The sequence below is a fragment of the Rhizobium sp. P2_G9 genome (assembly GCF_056403475.1).
Genome location: NZ_JBFUFK010000001.1, coordinates 158385 through 176006, shown reverse-complemented (window position 1 = coordinate 176006; position 17622 = coordinate 158385). Strand labels below are relative to the sequence as shown.

Here is a 17622-nt window from a genome sequence, read left to right as displayed (position 1 = left end):
CTCACCCTTCCGCCAGCGGCAGCGTAATTTCCGCCCGCAATCCCCCTTCCGGCCGGTTGGCCAGTTCCAACTGGCCGCCGTGGCTGCGGGCGACGCTATCGGTGATGGCGAGGCCGAGGCCGGTGCCGCCGGTGTCCTTGTTGCGGGAGGATTCCACCCGGTAGAACGGCTTGACGACGTTTTCGAGTTCCTGCGGCGGGATACCCCTGCCGTCGTCATCGACAGTGATTTTCACCCAGCCATCAGCCGAGGCGATCGAGACGCGGGCAACACCGGCGTGGCGAATGGCGTTTTCCACCAGGTTGGTGACGGCGCGGTTGAGGAAGGTGGTGTTGGCCCGGACGACCGCGCGCATGCGTCCGGCGGGCTGCGCGGTGAATGTCGCTTCGGGATAATTGTCGCAGATGTCCAGGACGAGCGAGGCGAGATCGACCTTGTCACGGGGCGCCGTCGCACTTTCGGCGCGGGAAAATTCGAGGACCGAATTGACGATATGCTCGATCTCGCGGATATCCGATTGCAGGAGCTGCACCGGCTCGCTTTTGGCCAGTTCCAGGCGGATTTTCATGCGGGTGAGCGGCGTCCTAAGATCGTGGGCAAGGGCCGCGGCCAAGTGCTCACGCTCTGAAATATAGTCTTTCAGCCGCCCCTGCATGGCGTTGATGGCGCGGATGACCGAGCGGACTTCGTAGTCGCCGCGTTCGAGGATCGGCGGCGCATGCAAGTCCTCACCCAGTTGCCGTACTGCCCGTTCGAGGCGCCTGTAGGGCCAGACGAGCTGGCGCACCGCCCAGAAGCAGATGATCAGCGGCACGGCGGCGACCAGCGCATAGATATAAAGGTTGTCCGTGGTCAGCGGCGTCGTACGCGGCGACTTGCGGATGATGAAATTGATCCAGTCGGCGTCGGCCATCTTCATCGACGCAGTGAAATAGCCTGACGCGCCAAAACTTTGCGCCTCGCGGGCGAGATCGGCTTCGATGCCCTCATCGCCGCTTTCACCGTGCAGCACCAGGCCCTGTCCCTGCGACAGCTTGTTGTTGTCATATTCGGCGATGCGAAGATCGGTGACGCCGTTGGTGGCGAGCTTGGCGGTGAGGATGTCCTCAAGCTCGGCCATCTCGTCGTCATCGGCGATGATGTTGGCGACGGCCGGAGCATCGTCGATGGTCACCGCCAGAAAGGCGGACTGGAAGCCGCCGATCAGTTCACGGCGCTTGTCGGTCGGCTGGCTGGAGACGGCGCGTGCAACGCCGGAAATCCGCTCGGCGAGGCGGAAAAGGTCGGCCGTACGCAGATTGTCCTCGACCGAATAGGTGGCGATCAGCAGCGTGACGACTTCGAGCGCGATGACCGCGACGACGACGATGATCAGCGCCCAGGCTGCGAAAGATCGGGGTAGGAAGCGCGTGGCATTACCCATGTATTATCCGTTCTGCAAATGTGTCGGCTTATGCCCTCAACGCCGCCGATCGCGTCAACGACGTTCGACCGGCGCCTGCAGCGCATAGCCGACATTGCGGATGCTGGCGATGTTGAGCGAGCAATTGGCGTTTTCCAGCTTCTTCCTCAGGCGGCTGACGAGCACGTCGACGCTGCGGTCATAGACATCGGAGCCGATGCCGGAGACCAGTTCGAGGATGTGGGCGCGCGATAGCGGCCGATTGGCATTGCGCACGAGAATGGTGAGCAGCTCGAATTCGGCATAGGTAAGACTGATCAGCACGTCGTCGGGGCTAGCGAAGCGGCGGCGGTCGACATCGAGCGTCCAGCCGTCGAGCTTATAAGTCTCGGCCGCGCGCTGCGCCTCCGTGGGCTGGGCCTGCTGGTGCCTGCGGATGACCGCGCGCACGCGCGCCAGAAGTTCGCGTGGCTCGAAAGGCTTTGCCACATAGTCATCGGCGCCGATTTCCAGGCCCGCGACGCGGTCGGCGAGGTCGCTGACGGCTGTGAGCATGATCACCGGAATGGCAGTGGTCTGGCGGATCATGCGGCAAAGATCGAGCCCGCTCGCATCAGGCAGCATGATATCCAGCAGCACCAGGTCGATCTCTTCGCGGGCGAGTTCGCGATGCATCTGCGCCGCAGAGTACGCAGTGATGACTTCGAAGCCGTGCTTCTGGAAATAGAGCGTGATCAACGAACAGATCTCCTGGTCGTCGTCGACGATCAGCAGTCTGGGGGATGCACCCGACATAATCTCAATCCGTGTTTTTGGCGAAGTAAACTGACTGAGCCGGCAAATGCAAGCGTTTCGACACTGGCCAGCGATTCCATAGCCCGTCAGCCGGTTACAAATGGAAATATCAGTGCAACAAAATTCTGAAAACCCGAAATCGGCCTGAGACAACATCGCTCTAAAACGGTTGTCGGGCGATGAGCCAAGGAACCCGGAACAGATGTCAACCGTCGGAAAATATTCAATCCCATCGATCGGCCTCGTCCTGGCCACCCTGCTCGCCGCATCTTCCAGCACGGCAGGCACAATCGGCCAGACGCGATGCCTGATCCTCGACCGGCAATTGTCGGGTGTCACACGCACTGCCGACACGACCACTCCGTTCACCGTCAGCGAACTCGCCGAAAAGGCGCGAGGTCTCTGCTCCCGGGGCAAGACCGCCCAGGGGCTGCGCGCCTACGCCAAGGCGCTGACGCTGGTGGGCAGCCGAGCCGCACTTCCGTTATGATCAACCTCACTCCCTAAGGAACATGCCATGAAGACCCTCTCTGCTCTCGCACTCGCCGCATCGCTCGCCGTCGGCACGGCCCTCGCTATGGCCCCGGTCGCCGAAGCCGCCACCACCACCGTGAAGCCGGCGACCACCACCACGGTCGTGGTCAAGAAAAAGGTGATCAAGAAGCATCATCATGTAGTCCGGCATCATCGTGTCGTCCATCATCGCCATGTGGTCGTGCATCGTCACGTCGTCCACCATCGCCATGTCGTCGTCGTGCACCGTCACGCAGTCAAGCCGCATCACGTCGTCGTGCATGTCCATGCCGCCAAGCCGCACCATGTCGTCGTGGTAAAGCATCACGTCGCCAGGAAGCATGTCGTCGTGGTGAAGAAGCACCATGTCGTCAAGAAGCATGTTGTGGTGGTCAAGAAGCACCACGTCGTGAAGAAGAAGGTGATCGTCACCAAGAAGACCGCAGCGGCCACGGGCAGCGTGCTGACCGCCAAGAAGGCTTAAGCACGATCTTGCAGAACTGATTTCTCCCCGCCGTTTGACGAGAGGAGATATGAAGCCAAGCGGATGAGGGAGGCAAGCCTGCTTTGTCCGCTTTTTCGTCGCTGCCCTTCGGCACCAGTCCAGACTCGCCAGCGAGCATGACCTTGAGAGGCGCGCCTGATTTGATTCGGCACTTACATCAAGCAAAAAACGGACGAGCGCTCGTCTTGCCTCGTCCGTTTCTTCCCATCTGTGGCAAACTGGAAACACGTTTATTTTCAACGACTAATGTTTGACACATCGTGCAACAAACCGGCAATAAATTTCCGAAAACCGGCAATCGGGGCGAGACAATCGCTGATTAGAAAAGTTGCCGGGCGATGAGCCAAACGGAATCAGGATCGCATGTCAGTCGTCGGCACACAATTCGGCAAAGTCATCGGCGCTGCTTTGATTTCGTTCCTCGTCGCGTCGTCCAGCATCGCGGGAACGATCGGGCAAAAGCGGTGCATGATCCTCGACAAGCAATTGTCGGGTCTCGTGCACAAGGCCAAAAACCCGGTCCCCAGATCTGTCAGCGACCTCGCCGAAAAGGCGCAGTCTCTGTGCTCCAAAGGCAAAACCGCCCAAGGGCTCAGGGCCTATGCCAAAGCGCTTAAGATCATGGGTAGCCAACCGGTCTTTCCCTCTGAACAACAAACCAACGCAAGGAACAAGTCATGAAGTCTATTTCTGCTCTCGCTCTCGCCGTCTCGCTCGCTCTCGGCTCTGCCGTTGCCATGGCTCCGGTCGCTGAAGCCGCCACCACCACCACTGCTGCCAAGCCGGCCGCGACGACCGCCAAGAAGCCGGTCGTGAAGAAGAAGCATCACGCCAAGAAGAAGCCGGCTGCCAAGAAGCCGGTTGCCAAGAAGGCTTCCTAAGCTCCTTTGATATGACTTCGGTCGGAGCTCGTTTTCCCGGGCAGGTGCAGTTTAGCCCGGGAAAGATTTGAGATCCGGCGGCCCTCGGCACATCTCTACCCTTGCCGACCCCCAGGGCCAGCCGGACTTCCTGCCCGACCGATGGTCGACTGGCGGATGAAGCGGATCGCTCCGCTTCATCCGTTTTCGTTTGAAGTCACGTCCTAATGATCCCGCCTGAAGCGCATCGCATATTTATGGCATCGCATATTTATGGATTGACGGGACGCGCTTTTGTCTCTTTGTTTCCGCGCAGATCATCATCCCGATACCCGGGACCACTTTTGAAAGACATGCTGCATCGCGGGAAGTTTTTGTCATATCTCGCAACAAATCGGCAATAAATTTCTGAAAATGCGCAATCGGCAAGAGACAATTTTCCATTAAAACGGCTCCTGGGCGATGAGCCAAACGGATCGGGAACCATGTCAGTGGTCGGCACAAAGTTCGGTAAGGTCACCGGAATTGCCCTGGTCTTGTGCCTCTTCGCGTCGTCAGGGATCGCAGGAACGATCGGGCAAAAGCGGTGCATGATCCTCGACAAGCAATTGTCGGGTCTCGTGCATAAGTCAAAGACCCCTGTTCCCAGATCCGTCGACGACCTCGCCGAGAAGGCACAGTCGCTGTGTTCCAAGGGCAAGAGCGCCCAAGGGCTCAGAGCCTATGCAAAAGCGCTTAAGATCATGGGTAGCCAGCCGGTCTTTCCCTCAGAGCAACAACCCAACGCAAGGAAAAAGTCATGAAAACCTTCTCCGCTCTCGCAGTCGCGCTCTCGCTCGCTCTCGCGTCCACCGTCGCCATGGCTCCGGCCGCCGACGCTTCCACGATGGCCAAGAAGCCGGCTGCCGCCTGCATGACCAAGGACAAGAAGCCCTGCCCGAAGAAGCACGTGAAGCACGCGATGAAGAAGCCGGCTGCCAAGGCGCCGGCCAAGAAGGCCTCCTGATCCTTTTGACATGACTTCGGTCGGCGCTTGATTTCCCGGGCAGGTGCAGTCAGCCCGGAAAAGATACTAGATCCGGCAGCCCTCGGCACATCTCTCTACCTTTGCCGAACCCCAGGGCCAACCGGACTGCCTGCCTCGACCGAAGGTCAACTGGCGGATGAAGCGGATCGCTCCGCTTCATCCGTTTTTTGTTTGCACATCGTGGTGATTGTTACGGCCGAAAAGTCTTCGACGGTACATCGATCTCCCGCTCGATCTGGCCAGCAAGCGTGAAGTTTGCCGGGAGACCAGCGGGTGTCCTGCCGAGGGCGTAATCGAGGGCCGCAGCGGCCAGCTTATGCGCCATGCCAAACGAGATCTTGAAGCCGCCGGTCAGTGCGATAACGTTCGGCCGGCCCGGTACGGGACCGATCATCGGGTCGCGGCCGATCGCCTTGGGGCGAAGGCCCGCCCAGCGTTCGATCACCGGGGCATCGCGCAGTGCCGGCACCAGCGCCCTCGCCCGCACCACGATGTCGTCGAGCTGATCGTCGGTCGACACGGGATCGGCGTAGTGGTTCTCGCTCGTCGAGCCTATGGCAACGCGGCCATCCTCATGCGGCACGACATAAAGGCCATCGAGAAAGGCGACAGGCAGGTTCGGATCGAGGTCGGCGCCGAGCAGTGCAGCCTGCCCTTTGACCCCCTGTCCCAGCGGCTTGGGCAACTGCGGCATCAGGCTTTCGAGAATCGGAAAGCTTTCCGCCCCGGCTGCGACAAGAACATAGTCAAAACGGATCTCCCTCCCGCAAGCGAGCGTCGCCCGGCCGGATATCGGATCGAGGCGCCCCACGGCCGTGTTCTCCAGAAGCGTCACATTCGGCCGACTGGACAGCCACGCCCTGAGGAGGGCGATCAGATCTCGGGGGGCAAGCCGCGCGGCCAGCGTGTCATGCACATAGCCGGCGGCGGCGAATTCCGCGGCGATATGGTCTTCGACCGGAGGCGTATCGACGACATGCCAGAAGAAGCGGTGGTCGCCCTGATGCCAATTGGCGAGCGCGTCGACCTGATGGCGCAAAGCGATCGTCCTGAGATGCGGCTTGGGCAGTGGAATGATCCGGCCGCTGCGGCGAAAGCCGGCGCTCAGGCCCGTCTCCTGTTCGAGCCGTAAGAGTTCCTCAGGCAGCGTGGTGAGTGCCTCATATTGGAACCGCTTCTTGTCGTCCCAGCGATCGGGCATCCAGGGAAACATGGCGCCCATCAGCCCGCCGCTTGCACCGCCGCCGATACGGCCCGCCTCGACGAGGGCTACGGTGAGGCCGGCATCGGCCGCTTTCACCGCGCTCCAGAGGCCCATGACGCCACCGCCGATCACGAGGATGTCGGTCAGGTCAGGCATGGATGGTCCAGGTGGCGCAATGATGAGACCTGTCTCTGACTGATCGTCCTGAGTGACATCCGGCCACCAATTGACCGCGCCTGCAAAGGCCTCTATCGCCTGACGTCATGGACAAGGAAACTGAAAATCCGGGCACGCTGAACCTCGAATGGATCGATGGCGATATGCCCTATTCGACGGCGTTTGGCGACCATTTTTATTGCCGCGAAGATGGGCGCGCCGAATGCGGCCATGTCTTCCTCGCCGGCAACGGCCTGCCGGAGCGCTGGGCGGAGGGCGGGCTGTTCCGGATCGGCGAACTCGGCTTCGGCACAGGTTTGAATTTCTGCGAGACCTGGCGGGTGTGGAAGCAACATCACGGGGACGCTTCCCGGCTGCATTTCGTCTCCTTCGAACTCCATCCCATGCCGCGTGAGGCGATCGCCAGAGCGCTCGGGCGCTGGCCGGTGATCGAGGCGGAGCGACAGGCTCTGACCGCACACTGGCCGGATCTTCCACACGGCATCGTCGATCTCGATATGGCTGAGGATGTCCGCCTGACCGTCGTCTGCGGGCCGGCGCCCGCCAATGTAACAGCAAGTGCGGAGGCGTTCGACGCCTGGTATCTCGACGGCTTTGCGCCATCACGCAATGGCGATATGTGGTCGGGGGAATTGATGCAGGCCGTCTTCGACCACACGCGGCAGGGAGGCTCGTTTGCCACTTATGCCGCAGCCGGTTTCGTCAGGCGCAATCTCGTTGCCGCAGGCTTTGACGTGGAGCGCCGGCCGGGTTTTGCCGGCAAGCGGGAAATGCTTTGCGGCGTCAAGCCGTAGCCGGACCCAGCCTCCCGGCCGGGTAACCACGTGGCAATCGCGCGAAAAATTCGCAAACGACCATGCAAAGACCCCGGCGGGGAGGCTCGTCCCGCCGGGGTTTGTTCGGGATCACGCCATCCCGATATCGGCAGTTGGAACCAACGAGGGGCTGCCGAACTCTTTGGAAATCGACGTTGGAAAGATCCAACACCGCTTCCTTCCAATAATGCCATCCTGCTTCTTTGACGTTTCGGATGAACTTCGCAAAAGCGTTTCAAGCGTTTCAATTGTTTCAGTTTTTCCGCTGAAGCCAAACCGTCGAAGAAAACTCGGGAGGGGTACCGGCCTGCAAAGGCAGGCCATGGCCGTATCTCGATTTCTTATCCGAAAAAGAAGTCGCCCTTTGCCAGGTGATCGGCCTCGACATTGTGCAGTGTCAGCACATCACCGCCACCAAAGTCGATCACCGTGTCCTTGCCATCCTGATGCATAAGGGCGGCGAGATCGGCGAATGTGCCGGCATTCGAAAGGCCATCGAGTTCGATCTGGTCGTGCTGTTGGTGTTTGAAGTCCGTGATCGTGTCGGCCCCATCACTGACCTTGAAGACGAACAGATCGCGGCCGCCATGGCCGGTCAGCCGATCATGGTCGGCGCCACCGGCCAGCACATCGCTCTGGGCGCCGCCGATCAGCCGGTCCCTGCCTGTACCGCCGTCGACGACGTCACTGGCGGTGCCCTGACGCCCGTCATAGAGGTCGTTGCCGCCGTTCAACTGCACGACACCCGTGATTGTGCCGCCATTGACGATCTTCTCGCTACCCTCGCCGCCAAAGACGGCGATCTGATTGGAGATGATCGAGCCGGTGTTTTGAAGCGTGCCGTGCTCGCCAGACTGTGTGTTGAAAGTGACGCCGCCGTGCTTGCCGTTGACCGCGCCGGCATTCGTGAAGGTGATGTCATCGCCTTGGAAATAGGTGGCATAATAGGAACTGTGGATCGTTCCGTCATTCATGACCTTGCCGTCCGTTCCGAGATAGGCCAGACCAACCATGCCGCCGGAGACCGTGCCATGCACGTTGATCTTGCCTTCGGTCATGTAGGCAACGATGCCGTTGGAGGACGCCTCGACCAGGCCGGTCTTTGCGACCGTGATCGCCGAGCCGGTGACGTATTGCGCGGTGTTGCCCAGGACAAGGCCGCTATTGGCTCCCGAGAGCGAACCGGCAAGCGTGACCACGCGGTTGTTGGCGCCGGAAGACGCATCGAAGTCGACTTGGCCGCCCTTGCTCGAAATCGTCACGCCCGCATCCATGACATAGGTCGTGTCGCCCGCGGAGGCGTCATAGGTCTTGTTCTGGCTATGCACTTTCACTGTATTCATTGGGATTCTCCTTGCGGAAAGCGGGGGTAGGCAGGATCGTTCCATCGATCCGGCTGGTTAGGTCAGAAAAGAAAATCACCAATTTTCAGATCGGCGAGGTCGGTATGGGCGATCGTCAGCACGTCGCCGCCGCCAAGATCGAGCACCACGTCAGCGCCATCCTGGCTGGCATGCGATTGAACCTCGGCAAAGGAACTGATGCCTCCGATACCATGCAGATTGATGTGATCCTCGCCCGACTGAAAGTCGGTGATCGTGTCATGGCCATACGCCTTGCCAAACAAGAAGGTGTCGGCGCCGGCGCCACCGGTCAGCAGATCCTTGCCGCCCACACCGTTGAGCGTGTCGTCACCCTTGCCACCGGATAGATGGTTGTCGCCCTTGTCGCCGTAGAGCCGGTTGTCGGCGGCATTGCCCACGCCATCGATGTCTCCATGTCCGGCGAGGTGGAGATCTTCAAAATTCGCGCCGAGATGGAAGTCGACGCTCGATTTGACCGTATCGGTGCCGCCGCCCTTGCCTTCGAAAATATCGATGTCATCCTTGGCGACCCTGTAGAAGTCGTTGTCGGCGCCGCCGGTCAAGCTTGACTTGCCGAATGCGCCGTGGCGGAGGTCGAGGATATCGCTGCTGCCGCCGAGGTCGACATTGCTGTCAATACTCGAACCGGCTTTCAACAGCAGGCTGTCCTCACCGTCATACGTGTAGATGTCGCCCGTGATTTTGCCGGAATTGACGATATTCTCGTTGCCGTCACCGCCGAGGAATGCCGTACCACCCGATATCTCACCGGCATTATTGAAAAGATCGGAAACGCCGGCGGCGTTGTTGACCGTTATCGCTGCATACGTCGTCTTGATCAGGCCGTGTGCGTAGTTATAGATGGTGGCATCGGAGTCCATCAGCAGGAGCCCGTGCGCGCCGCTGACGAAGCCCCAGTTTTCAAAGCCACCGTGGGCGATGCCGCCGCCTGTGCCCAGGAAAGCGATATCCCCGTCAGTGTTGTCGCCGAAAATGTAGCCGTAGTTCTTAATCGTGTCAGTGCCGTTGCCGGTCACTACCGCATACTTGCCGCCGGAGGAGATCTCGCCTTTGTTGATCAGCGCAGGGTTGTTGCCATAAAGGGCGATGCCGTTGCCGTAGGAACTCACCTCGCCCTTGGCGCCAATCCAGATCTGGCTGTTGTCGCCCTCGTTGTCGATGCCGAGCAGCATCCCCGAAACCGAACCGTTGATCCGCAGGACGGTGTCATCATAGCTCTGGACGATGCCGGTGTTGATCGAAGTGATCTTGTCGACGGCATTCAAAGTCCAGGTATCGCCGGCTTCCGTGGTCATGAACCCGGTATTGGAACTGTCGATTGTCTTGTAATCCACGCTTTTCGCCTTTCGCTGGCCGTGCTACTTGCGAAAAACACGTTTTGACGCGCGGGCTGCATCGCTCGATTTTTGTTTCAATTGTTTCAGCGGCCGTGTTACAAAAATAGACACCCACCACAATCCGTCATCCTGGCGAAGATAAGGATAGGGCGCGTCTCACAAATGCTGTAAGGCAGTGTCGGGGCGCCGCAACCAGGAGAGATTCTGTGGCGGAACAGGGTGAGAAGGCCAATATCATCGTCGTCGACGACGAGGAGCATCTGCGTGATCTGGTGGCCGAATATCTGGCCGGCCAGGGCTTTGCCGCGCGCGCCGCATCCGGCGGCCGGGCACTCGATACGATGCTTGCGGAAAAAGCCGCCGACCTCATCCTGCTCGATGTCAACATGCCGGAGGAAGACGGCTTTTCGATCGCCCGAAGGATCAGAGCCCGCACCGCGATTCCGCTGATCATGCTGACCGCCGCCGACGATGTGATCGACAAAGTGGTAGGGCTCGAAGTCGGCGCCGACGACTATGTCACAAAACCTTTCGACCTGCGCGAACTGAAAGCCCGTATCCGCGCCGTGTTGCGCCGCCGTCAGCCGCTGCAGCCGAGCGCCAAGCCGGCCGCACCGCCCTTGCCGACAGGAGCTCCTGTGGCCGAGCGTGCACCGCTCGTGCCGTTCGGCAGGCTGCTCGTCGACCGCGACGGCCGGCGGCTACTGACTGAAGACGGCCGCGAGGAGCCGGTGACGACGATGGAATTCGACTTGATCGAGGTCTTCCTGGACAATCCCTATCGCGTGCTGTCGCGCGACCGGCTGCTCGACCTCGCTCATCGCAAGAACGACGATCCGTTCGACCGCTCGATCGACATCCGCGTCACGCGGCTGAGAAAGAAGGTCGAGGCAGATCCTTCCAAGCCGCAGACGATCAAGACCGTGCGCGGCGCGGGCTATCTCTATTCACCGGCAAGCAAGGCGACATGAACAGCACGCTCGACATCAACGAAATCGGCACTTCGAAAACGGTTGGTCCCGGGCTTGGCCTCACCGACCTGGCACTCCTGACCGCCGTGTTCGACAGCGTACCGGGCCGCGCCGTGCTCATCGACACCCATCTCACCTATCAGTTGGTGAACCAGGAATTCCTCGACTTTGTCGGAAGGGCCAGCGGGTCCGTGATCGGCAGCACCGTGGGCGAGGTGCTCGGCGAGGATGTCCTCGCCGCCTACGCGCCACTCACCGAGCGGCTGTTTGCCGGCGAGGCTGTTCGCTGGGAGGGTTGGGCCGACTACGGCGCCTTCGGCCGGCGCTATGTGCAGGAATCCATCACACCCTATCGTCCGGCGGGCGCGGCCGAGGTGGGCGGAATCATCGCCATCTCCCGCGATCTGACCGAGCTCAAACTGCACGAACAGGAACGTGCCGAACAGTCACTCCGGCAGGCCGAGAGCGACGCGCTGCATAAGGCCGTGGTCGACACTTCACTCGACTGCATTATCATCATCGACGGCGAGGGCTCGGTGGTCGATTTCAATCCGGCAGCGGAAAAGCTGTTCGGTCACAGCCGGAACGAGGCGATCGGCCGTGAAATCGCGTCGTTGATCATTCCCGAGGCCTATCGCGCCGCCCACCATGCAGGGCTCGCGCGCTATCTCGCCAGCGGCCGAACCAGTGTCATCGGCCGGCGCGTCGAAATGGAAGCGATTGCCAAGAATGGCCAGTTGATCCCGGTGGAGCTGGCGCTTGCCGATGTCAGCACCGGATCGAAGCGCTTCTTCACCGCCCATATCCGCGACCTCACGCCGGCCAAGACGGCGCAATTCGAGATCGAACGGCAGCGCGAGGCGCTCTACCAGAAGGAAAAGCTGGCCGCCTTGGGCTCACTGCTCTCCGGCGTGGCGCATGAGCTCAACAATCCGCTGTCCATCGTGCTCGGCCAGGCGATGATGTTGAGACAGAAAGTGAGCCACGAGGCGGCCACACTGCCCGCCGCCCAGGATCTTGCTGAACGGGCACTGAGGATCGAAAACGCTGCCAACCGCTGCGCCCGCATCGTCAAGACCTTCCTCGCAATGGCCCGTCAGCGCAAGGCCGAACGCAACTATGTCTCCCTTCCGGCGGTCATCCGCGATGCGGTCGAACTGCTCGCCTACAGCCTTAAGACCAGCGATGTGACACTCTCGGCCGAAGTCGATCCGACACTGCCCGAAACCTTCGCCGACGCCGATCTCCTGCATCAAGTCCTGGTCAACCTGATCGTCAATGCCCGGCAGGCGCTGGAGGAGAAAGGCGGAGCAGAGCGTCGCGTCATCCTCAAAGCCGTTCATGACACCCAGACGAACACGATCGTCATTACCGTGCGCGACAACGGCCCCGGCATTCCGGCGACGATCCGCAACCGCATCTTCGACCCATTCTTCACCACCAAGCCGCAGGACCACGGCACCGGCATTGGGCTCGCCGTGTCGCGTGGCTTGATCGAGGCGCATGCTGGTACCCTGGAGCTTGCCCGGCCGCAGCCGAAGAGCGGCGCCGAATTCGTCATCCGCCTGCCCATAGCCGGTCGCGACACGGCGGAAGCGCCGATCGAAGAAGCGGTGTCGCCGACGACACCAGCTGCGGTGCGACAGGCCACAGTGCTCATCGTCGACGATGAGCCCGACCTCGCCGAACTGGTCGCCGACATCGCTGCCGGCCACGGCTACCGAACGCTGATCGCGCCGAGCGGGCGCGCCGCCCAGGCGCTGATTGCTGAAGACGGTGAAGCGGTCGAGGCGATCCTTTGCGATATCCGCATGCCGGATGGAGACGGTCCGGCGCTCTACGACTGGCTGTCAGCGCATCGCCCGGCGCTGATCCACCGCATCGGCTTCGTCACCGGCGACACGCTCGGGCCATCGGCCGGACGATTCCTTGCGCGGACGGGCTGTCCTGTCATCGAGAAGCCGTTCACGCCACAGGACATCGGCGGGGTGTTGGAGGCGTTGCTGAGGGGATAGGGCCAGGCGACGGCCCAATTTCCAGTTCGAGGCCGTCAGTCCCTTCGAAAGCCCGATCGTTGGAAACGAGCACCATGCCTTGGGCAATCGCATGTGCGGCAATCTGCATGTCGTGCGGCTGCAGCATCCAGCCGTCTCTCTCCAGGCAGCACGAATGTCGCCCCAAACACGCACGACATGCACCTCCCACGAAACCCGGCCGGCAGCCGCCCCGCCTGGCTGCGGCCATTCTTGAAGATCTTGGCGGTCCGGGTCGTCGCGGCCTCTTTTGCTATATTCCATCGCACTTCATCGGAAACAATTGAAACAACAAAGTCGTCTGTCAGAACTCCTGCAGAAACACCGCCCTGTCACAAATACCCCATCAGACAATCACGACGATGGGATATCGATGATGAACGAACAGACGATCAGAATTCTGGAGACAACTTTCGCTGAGGTCGCACGCAAGAGGGAAGCGGCCGCGGCGCTGTTCTACGAGCGGCTCTTCGCGCTCGACCCGTCGCTCCAGCGCCTCTTTCTCAACGCCGACATGAAGGATCAACAGATCAAGCTGATGGCAGCGCTTGGCTTCGTCGTCGGCGGCCTGCGCGATCTCTCCAAGGTCGTGCCGGTGCTCGAAAGCCTGGGCGCCAAGCATGTCGCCTATGGGGTCGAAGACCAGCATTATGAGACGGTTGGCGCGGCACTGTTGCAGACGCTGTCGCTCGCCTTCGGCGAACAGTTCACACCCGAAATTCGCGCAGCCTGGACGGCTGCCTATGGCACCGTCAGCGGTGTGATGATCGAAGCCGCCCGGCGCGCGGCAGGCGCGGCGCAGGCGGCGGAATAGACGATTCCCGGACGGGGATCGACGGCCGGCGCCCTGGCACCGCCCTACAGGGCGCCGGATAATTCAGGCCGTGAAGATGAAGTCGCCGGCCATGACATCGGCATAGTCACGAGAAGCCGTGATCTCGCCGCTCCCATCGCTGTCATGCAAATCGCACCGTAGCTGACGGCGTTGATGGCAGCGTCCGTTACCAACTTTTACAAGCTGTTACACAATTCTTCTACCTCTGATGAGTCGTATTTGCGCCATGTCAAATACATCCGCCGCGATACGTCATAAAACCATATTCGACAAGTTGATCGAAGATGTCGCTCAAGGCTTCGGTTCTCCGGACTACCCCTCCGGAGTGGCGGCCCGAAGCCTACCTCTCCTCCCAGGCGATGGGTCATCTGTCTTGCGCAGCCGGTTGGCGGAACCGGCTGCGCCCCTTATTCAGAACGAGGCAAGGGCCGGCTGTGCGACAAGCACGCCGGCCTCTTCGTTTTCGATTAAACTTCTGAAATAAAACGGAGACGCAGCCTCGCGGCTGACGTGAGCCGCGTCACCTTCTCGTCACCAACCTTTACAAGTTGTTACAAAATTCTTCTACCTGTGATGAGTCATATTTGCGCCATATCAAATACATTCGCCGTGACACCTCATAGAACCATATTCGACAAGTTGATCGAAGATGTCGCTCAAGGCCTCGGTTCTCCGGATTACCCCCCGGAGTGGCGGCCCGAAGCCTACCTCTCCTCCCAAGCGATGGGTCATCTGTCTTGCGCAGCCGGTTGGCGGAACTGGCTGCGCCCTTATTCAGAACGAGGCAAGAGCCGGCTGTGCGAGGGGCGCACGCCGGCCTCTTCGTTTTCGATTAAGTTACTGAAATAAGACAGGGACATGGCGTTATCGCTGGCGCCAGCCGTGTCATCCTCCCGTCACCAACTTTTACAAGCCGTTACACAATTCTTCTACCTCTGATGAGTCGTATTTGCGCCATGTCAAATACATCCGCCGCGATACGTCATAAAACCATATTCGACAAGTTGATTGAAGACATCGCTCAGGCTTCGGTTCTCCGGACTACCCCTCCGGAGTGGCGGCCCGAAGCCCACTCCTCCCAGGCGATGGATCATCTGTCTTGCGCAGTCAGTTGGCGGAACCGGCTGCGCCCCTTATTCAGAACGAGGCAAGGGCCGGCTGTGCGACAAGCACGCCGGCCTCTTCGTCTTCGAAGAGCGGGTCGCCCAGGGCCATCCCCCGCGGGGACCAGATGCCTGAGCCGCCGCGATCTGTTCGCGAAAACCGAGCGATTTCACTCGCATTGCGGTCTTCGTAGTAAAATAACGAGATTTGCGGCATATCAAGTTGCGGCCGGACGAATCTTGCTACCACGCTTCCGCGACAGCCAGGATCCTTGGCCTTCAGCTTCGGCTCCGGCGCGAGCCGGGAGTGGCGGCCCGAAGCAGAACCCTCTAAAGTGATCCAGGCAGGTTGCCATGCGCGGCCGGACGGCGGAACCGGCCGCGCATTTCGATATAGCGAGGCCTTGTGACCGGGTGCGGCAAGCACGGCCGGCAGCTTGTCGTTGAAAGACGGCGGCACCTCGTTTTTGTCCGAGGATCGAGCCGGCCGAAATTTCCGACAATTTTGAGACAAATCAATGCAACCTGGGTTTGCCGGGCCTATAAATATGCTCGACATGCTGATCGGCGTAACTCGTTGACGAGAAGACCAGGCTACCGGCAAAGGCCGGGACAAACAGGCTGGAGCGACCGGCGCGAAATCTGTAGCGATCACGATGTCCGGAATGCGGAAGTGGATGTGCCCCTATTTATAAGTGCAGTGCATGACTGAAGTGCCTACCGAACGACCGGCCCTCGCGAATGTGGGCCGGTCGTTTGCTTTCAGCCCTCAGAAGACGAAGTCGTCGGCCGACAGATGCGAGACGCGCATGTGATCGACCGTGATCGTGTCGCTGCCGCTGAGCGTGATCGTAACATCGTCGCCGGCCTGATGGATCTTGCCCTTGAGATCCGAGAAATCACCGATGCCCTGGTAGCCGCTGAGGTCGATCCGGTCGGCTTGGTCGGTGAAATCGGTGATGATGTCCTGCCGGCAACCCGCCTCGAAGACGAAGACATCGTTGCCGCCGGCGCCGGTCAGATGATTGTTGCCGGCATTGCCCTCGATATGGTTGGCAATATTGTTGCCGGTGGCGTCCATCGTGCCCTTGCCAAGCAGGAGCAGGTTTTCAAGATTGGCACCGAGCGTGTAGCTATATCTGGATTCGACCGTGTCGGTGCCGCCGTGCTTCGTCTCATGGATGTCGAGATCGATGCCGGTGATATAGGTGTCGTTGCCGCTGCCGCCTGAGACCTTGCCGCCGACGGCACCTGTCAGTGAACTGAACACGTCGTTGCCAGCACCAAGGTTGACATCGCCGTTGAGCGAGCCGGTATTGACGATGTGCTCGCTGCCCTTGCCGCCTTGCATGACGATGCCGGAGAGTGACGAATTCACCGCGCCGAAATTCCGGATATGCGTTACGCCTGATGCGGTGACGTCGATCGTCGCCGAGTGCGCGCCGCCGCCGGAAATCTCGTTCTTGATCGTCACATGCGCGTCGTTGCCGGAGATGGCGATGGCGGTATCGCCGGTGATCGATGCCGTCGTGACAAGGGAACTATGTTTGCCGGCGATCTCGACGCCAATATCGTTGCCGTTGAGATTGCCGTAGTTCGCGATCGTGGCGCGATCACCGGTCGAAAGCACGCCGACGGTGCCGCCGTTCAGATTGCTCGAATTGGTGATCGTCGCATGACTGCCGGTCGAGTGGATGCCCACGGCGTTCCAGCTGCCGATGGAAGACGTGTTGGCAATCACGGCATCGGAGCCGGAGGAGAAGATGCCATCGCGCTTGGTGCTGATCGAGTTGTTGTTGGTGATATGGGCGCCGGCGCCCGAAGACGAGATGCCGCGACCGGCATTGGAGGAAATCGAGCCGTTGCCCTCATTGGTAATGTTGGCGTTGGCGCCTGAGGAGACGATGGCATTGTCGATGCCGCTGATGCCGCTCGTATTGTAGATCGTGTCGCCCGCGCCGCGAGCCACGATCGCTGACCCGGCGGTCGCAGTGATTGTTGCGGTACCGTCATTGGTGATCGACGTGTTGTCGCCGGTCGAGACAATGGCATCATCCCCTGCAGTCAGCGTACCGCCGCCGGCATTGTGAATTTTGTCGCCGATGCCGCTGCTGACGATCGCGGAAGCCTCGGTCGCAACAAACTTGCCGTCGTTCTCGAATATATTGTCACCGATAGCGAGAGTGACGCCGATCAAGTCAGACGTGAATGCTCCGACGACAGTGACCGTCACGCCGCCGCTGGTCGCCACCAGTCCTTTGCCACTGCTGGTCAGGGAACCGTTTTGCTCGATCTTTACATAGGTATCACTGTCCGCAAGCGTGCCGTCACCAATAAGGATAGCGACATCGCTAGCGGCCTTGACCACGCCGTTGATGTGGATCTCCCGCCCCGTCAGCGCTTGCGATGCATTGATGGCAAGCCCAGGTGTCTCGATCTTTGCGTTAATGACATAGGAAACGTCCGCCTGGTCGGCGACAAGCGTCGTCGTCCGGTTCTTATTGATCGGCACGGTCTTCTTCATGACAGCGGTACACCGCCTCCCAATACGCAAAACTACAGGCCGGGAAGCTTTCACATGCAGAAGCGAGAAGCAATGGCCGAGATTATCTTAGTGAATATTAAGCTTTACATGCTCCAAATTGAAACAACCTAAACGC

At 60.3% G+C, this 17622-nt stretch carries 17 protein-coding genes; 10 read left to right on the top strand and 7 right to left on the bottom strand.

What is annotated here, in order from left to right:
- Window position 1 precedes the first annotated feature (1 nt).
- Together AC1DYF_RS01005 and AC1DYF_RS01000 are read right to left on the bottom strand one after the other, a co-directional pair.
- Window positions 2-1423: a sensor histidine kinase gene (locus tag AC1DYF_RS01005; protein ID WP_477874311.1), complete on the bottom strand. Its 1422-nt coding sequence runs from the start codon at window positions 1421-1423 to the stop codon at window positions 2-4.
- A 54-nt stretch (window positions 1424-1477) separates the two neighbouring features.
- Complete coding sequence (locus tag AC1DYF_RS01000; protein WP_477874309.1) at window positions 1478-2197, bottom strand: response regulator transcription factor; 720 nt, start codon at window positions 2195-2197, stop codon at window positions 1478-1480.
- A 202-nt stretch (window positions 2198-2399) separates the two neighbouring features.
- On the opposite strand from AC1DYF_RS01000, the gene AC1DYF_RS00995 reads away from it, so the two are divergent.
- From AC1DYF_RS00995 to AC1DYF_RS00970, 6 genes are all read left to right on the top strand, one after another.
- Window positions 2400-2687, top strand: a complete 288-nt coding sequence (locus AC1DYF_RS00995; protein WP_477874307.1) for a hypothetical protein — start codon at window positions 2400-2402, stop codon at window positions 2685-2687.
- 27 nt (window positions 2688-2714) lie between these two features.
- Window positions 2715-3194 (top strand): hypothetical protein, encoded by a 480-nt coding sequence (locus AC1DYF_RS00990; RefSeq protein WP_477874305.1) that lies wholly within the window; start codon window positions 2715-2717, stop codon window positions 3192-3194.
- Window positions 3195-3578: 384 nt separating this feature from the next.
- The gene (locus AC1DYF_RS00985; protein WP_477874303.1) at window positions 3579-3896 is read left to right on the top strand and encodes a hypothetical protein; all 318 of its coding nucleotides are present in this window, start codon (window positions 3579-3581) and stop codon (window positions 3894-3896) included.
- Window positions 3893-4096, top strand: coding sequence for a hypothetical protein (locus AC1DYF_RS00980; protein ID WP_477874301.1), 204 nt, complete (start codon window positions 3893-3895; stop codon window positions 4094-4096). Before AC1DYF_RS00985 ends, AC1DYF_RS00980 begins: the two co-directional genes overlap by 4 nt.
- A 464-nt stretch (window positions 4097-4560) precedes the next feature.
- A complete protein-coding gene (locus tag AC1DYF_RS00975; RefSeq protein WP_477874299.1) occupies window positions 4561-4878 on the top strand; it encodes a hypothetical protein in 318 nt (105 codons plus the stop codon).
- Window positions 4875-5081 carry a hypothetical protein gene (locus AC1DYF_RS00970; protein WP_477874297.1) on the top strand — a complete coding sequence of 69 codons (207 nt, stop codon included), beginning with the start codon at window positions 4875-4877 and terminating at the stop codon, window positions 5079-5081. The genes AC1DYF_RS00975 and AC1DYF_RS00970 overlap by 4 nt, the downstream gene beginning before the upstream one ends.
- Before the next feature lie 211 nt (window positions 5082-5292).
- Here the strand turns inward: AC1DYF_RS00970 and AC1DYF_RS00965 are convergent, their stop codons facing one another.
- Window positions 5293-6462 (bottom strand): NAD(P)/FAD-dependent oxidoreductase, encoded by a 1170-nt coding sequence (locus AC1DYF_RS00965; RefSeq protein ID WP_477874295.1) that lies wholly within the window; start codon window positions 6460-6462, stop codon window positions 5293-5295.
- 107 nt (window positions 6463-6569) lie between these two features.
- On the opposite strand from AC1DYF_RS00965, the gene mnmC2 reads away from it, so the two are divergent.
- Window positions 6570-7277, top strand: coding sequence for a tRNA (5-methylaminomethyl-2-thiouridine)(34)-methyltransferase MnmC2 (mnmC2, locus tag AC1DYF_RS00960; RefSeq protein ID WP_477874293.1), 708 nt, complete (start codon window positions 6570-6572; stop codon window positions 7275-7277).
- A gap of 362 nt (window positions 7278-7639) precedes the next feature.
- Here the strand turns inward: mnmC2 and AC1DYF_RS00955 are convergent, their stop codons facing one another.
- Window positions 7640-8641 (bottom strand): calcium-binding protein, encoded by a 1002-nt coding sequence (locus tag AC1DYF_RS00955; protein WP_477874291.1) that lies wholly within the window; start codon window positions 8639-8641, stop codon window positions 7640-7642.
- A gap of 62 nt (window positions 8642-8703) precedes the next feature.
- Window positions 8704-10017, bottom strand: coding sequence for a calcium-binding protein (locus tag AC1DYF_RS00950; protein WP_477874289.1), 1314 nt, complete (start codon window positions 10015-10017; stop codon window positions 8704-8706).
- A gap of 209 nt (window positions 10018-10226) precedes the next feature.
- On the opposite strand from AC1DYF_RS00950, the gene AC1DYF_RS00945 reads away from it, so the two are divergent.
- From AC1DYF_RS00945 to AC1DYF_RS00935, 3 genes are all read left to right on the top strand, one after another.
- Window positions 10227-10991, top strand: a complete 765-nt coding sequence (locus AC1DYF_RS00945) for a response regulator (protein ID WP_477874287.1) — start codon at window positions 10227-10229, stop codon at window positions 10989-10991.
- A complete protein-coding gene (locus tag AC1DYF_RS00940) occupies window positions 10988-13006 on the top strand; it encodes a PAS domain-containing sensor histidine kinase (protein ID WP_477874285.1) in 2019 nt (672 codons plus the stop codon). Before AC1DYF_RS00945 ends, AC1DYF_RS00940 begins: the two co-directional genes overlap by 4 nt.
- 394 nt (window positions 13007-13400) lie before the next feature.
- Complete coding sequence (locus AC1DYF_RS00935) at window positions 13401-13838, top strand: globin family protein (protein WP_477874283.1); 438 nt, start codon at window positions 13401-13403, stop codon at window positions 13836-13838.
- 1158 nt (window positions 13839-14996) lie between these two features.
- On the opposite strand, the gene AC1DYF_RS00930 is transcribed toward AC1DYF_RS00935, so the two are convergent.
- On the bottom strand, window positions 14997-15422 hold the full coding sequence (locus tag AC1DYF_RS00930) for a hypothetical protein (RefSeq protein ID WP_477874281.1): 426 nt from the start codon (window positions 15420-15422) through the stop codon (window positions 14997-14999).
- 309 nt (window positions 15423-15731) lie between these two features.
- Window positions 15732-17486: a beta strand repeat-containing protein gene (locus tag AC1DYF_RS00925; RefSeq protein WP_477874279.1), complete on the bottom strand. Its 1755-nt coding sequence runs from the start codon at window positions 17484-17486 to the stop codon at window positions 15732-15734.
- Between the last annotated feature and the right edge of the window lie 136 nt (window positions 17487-17622).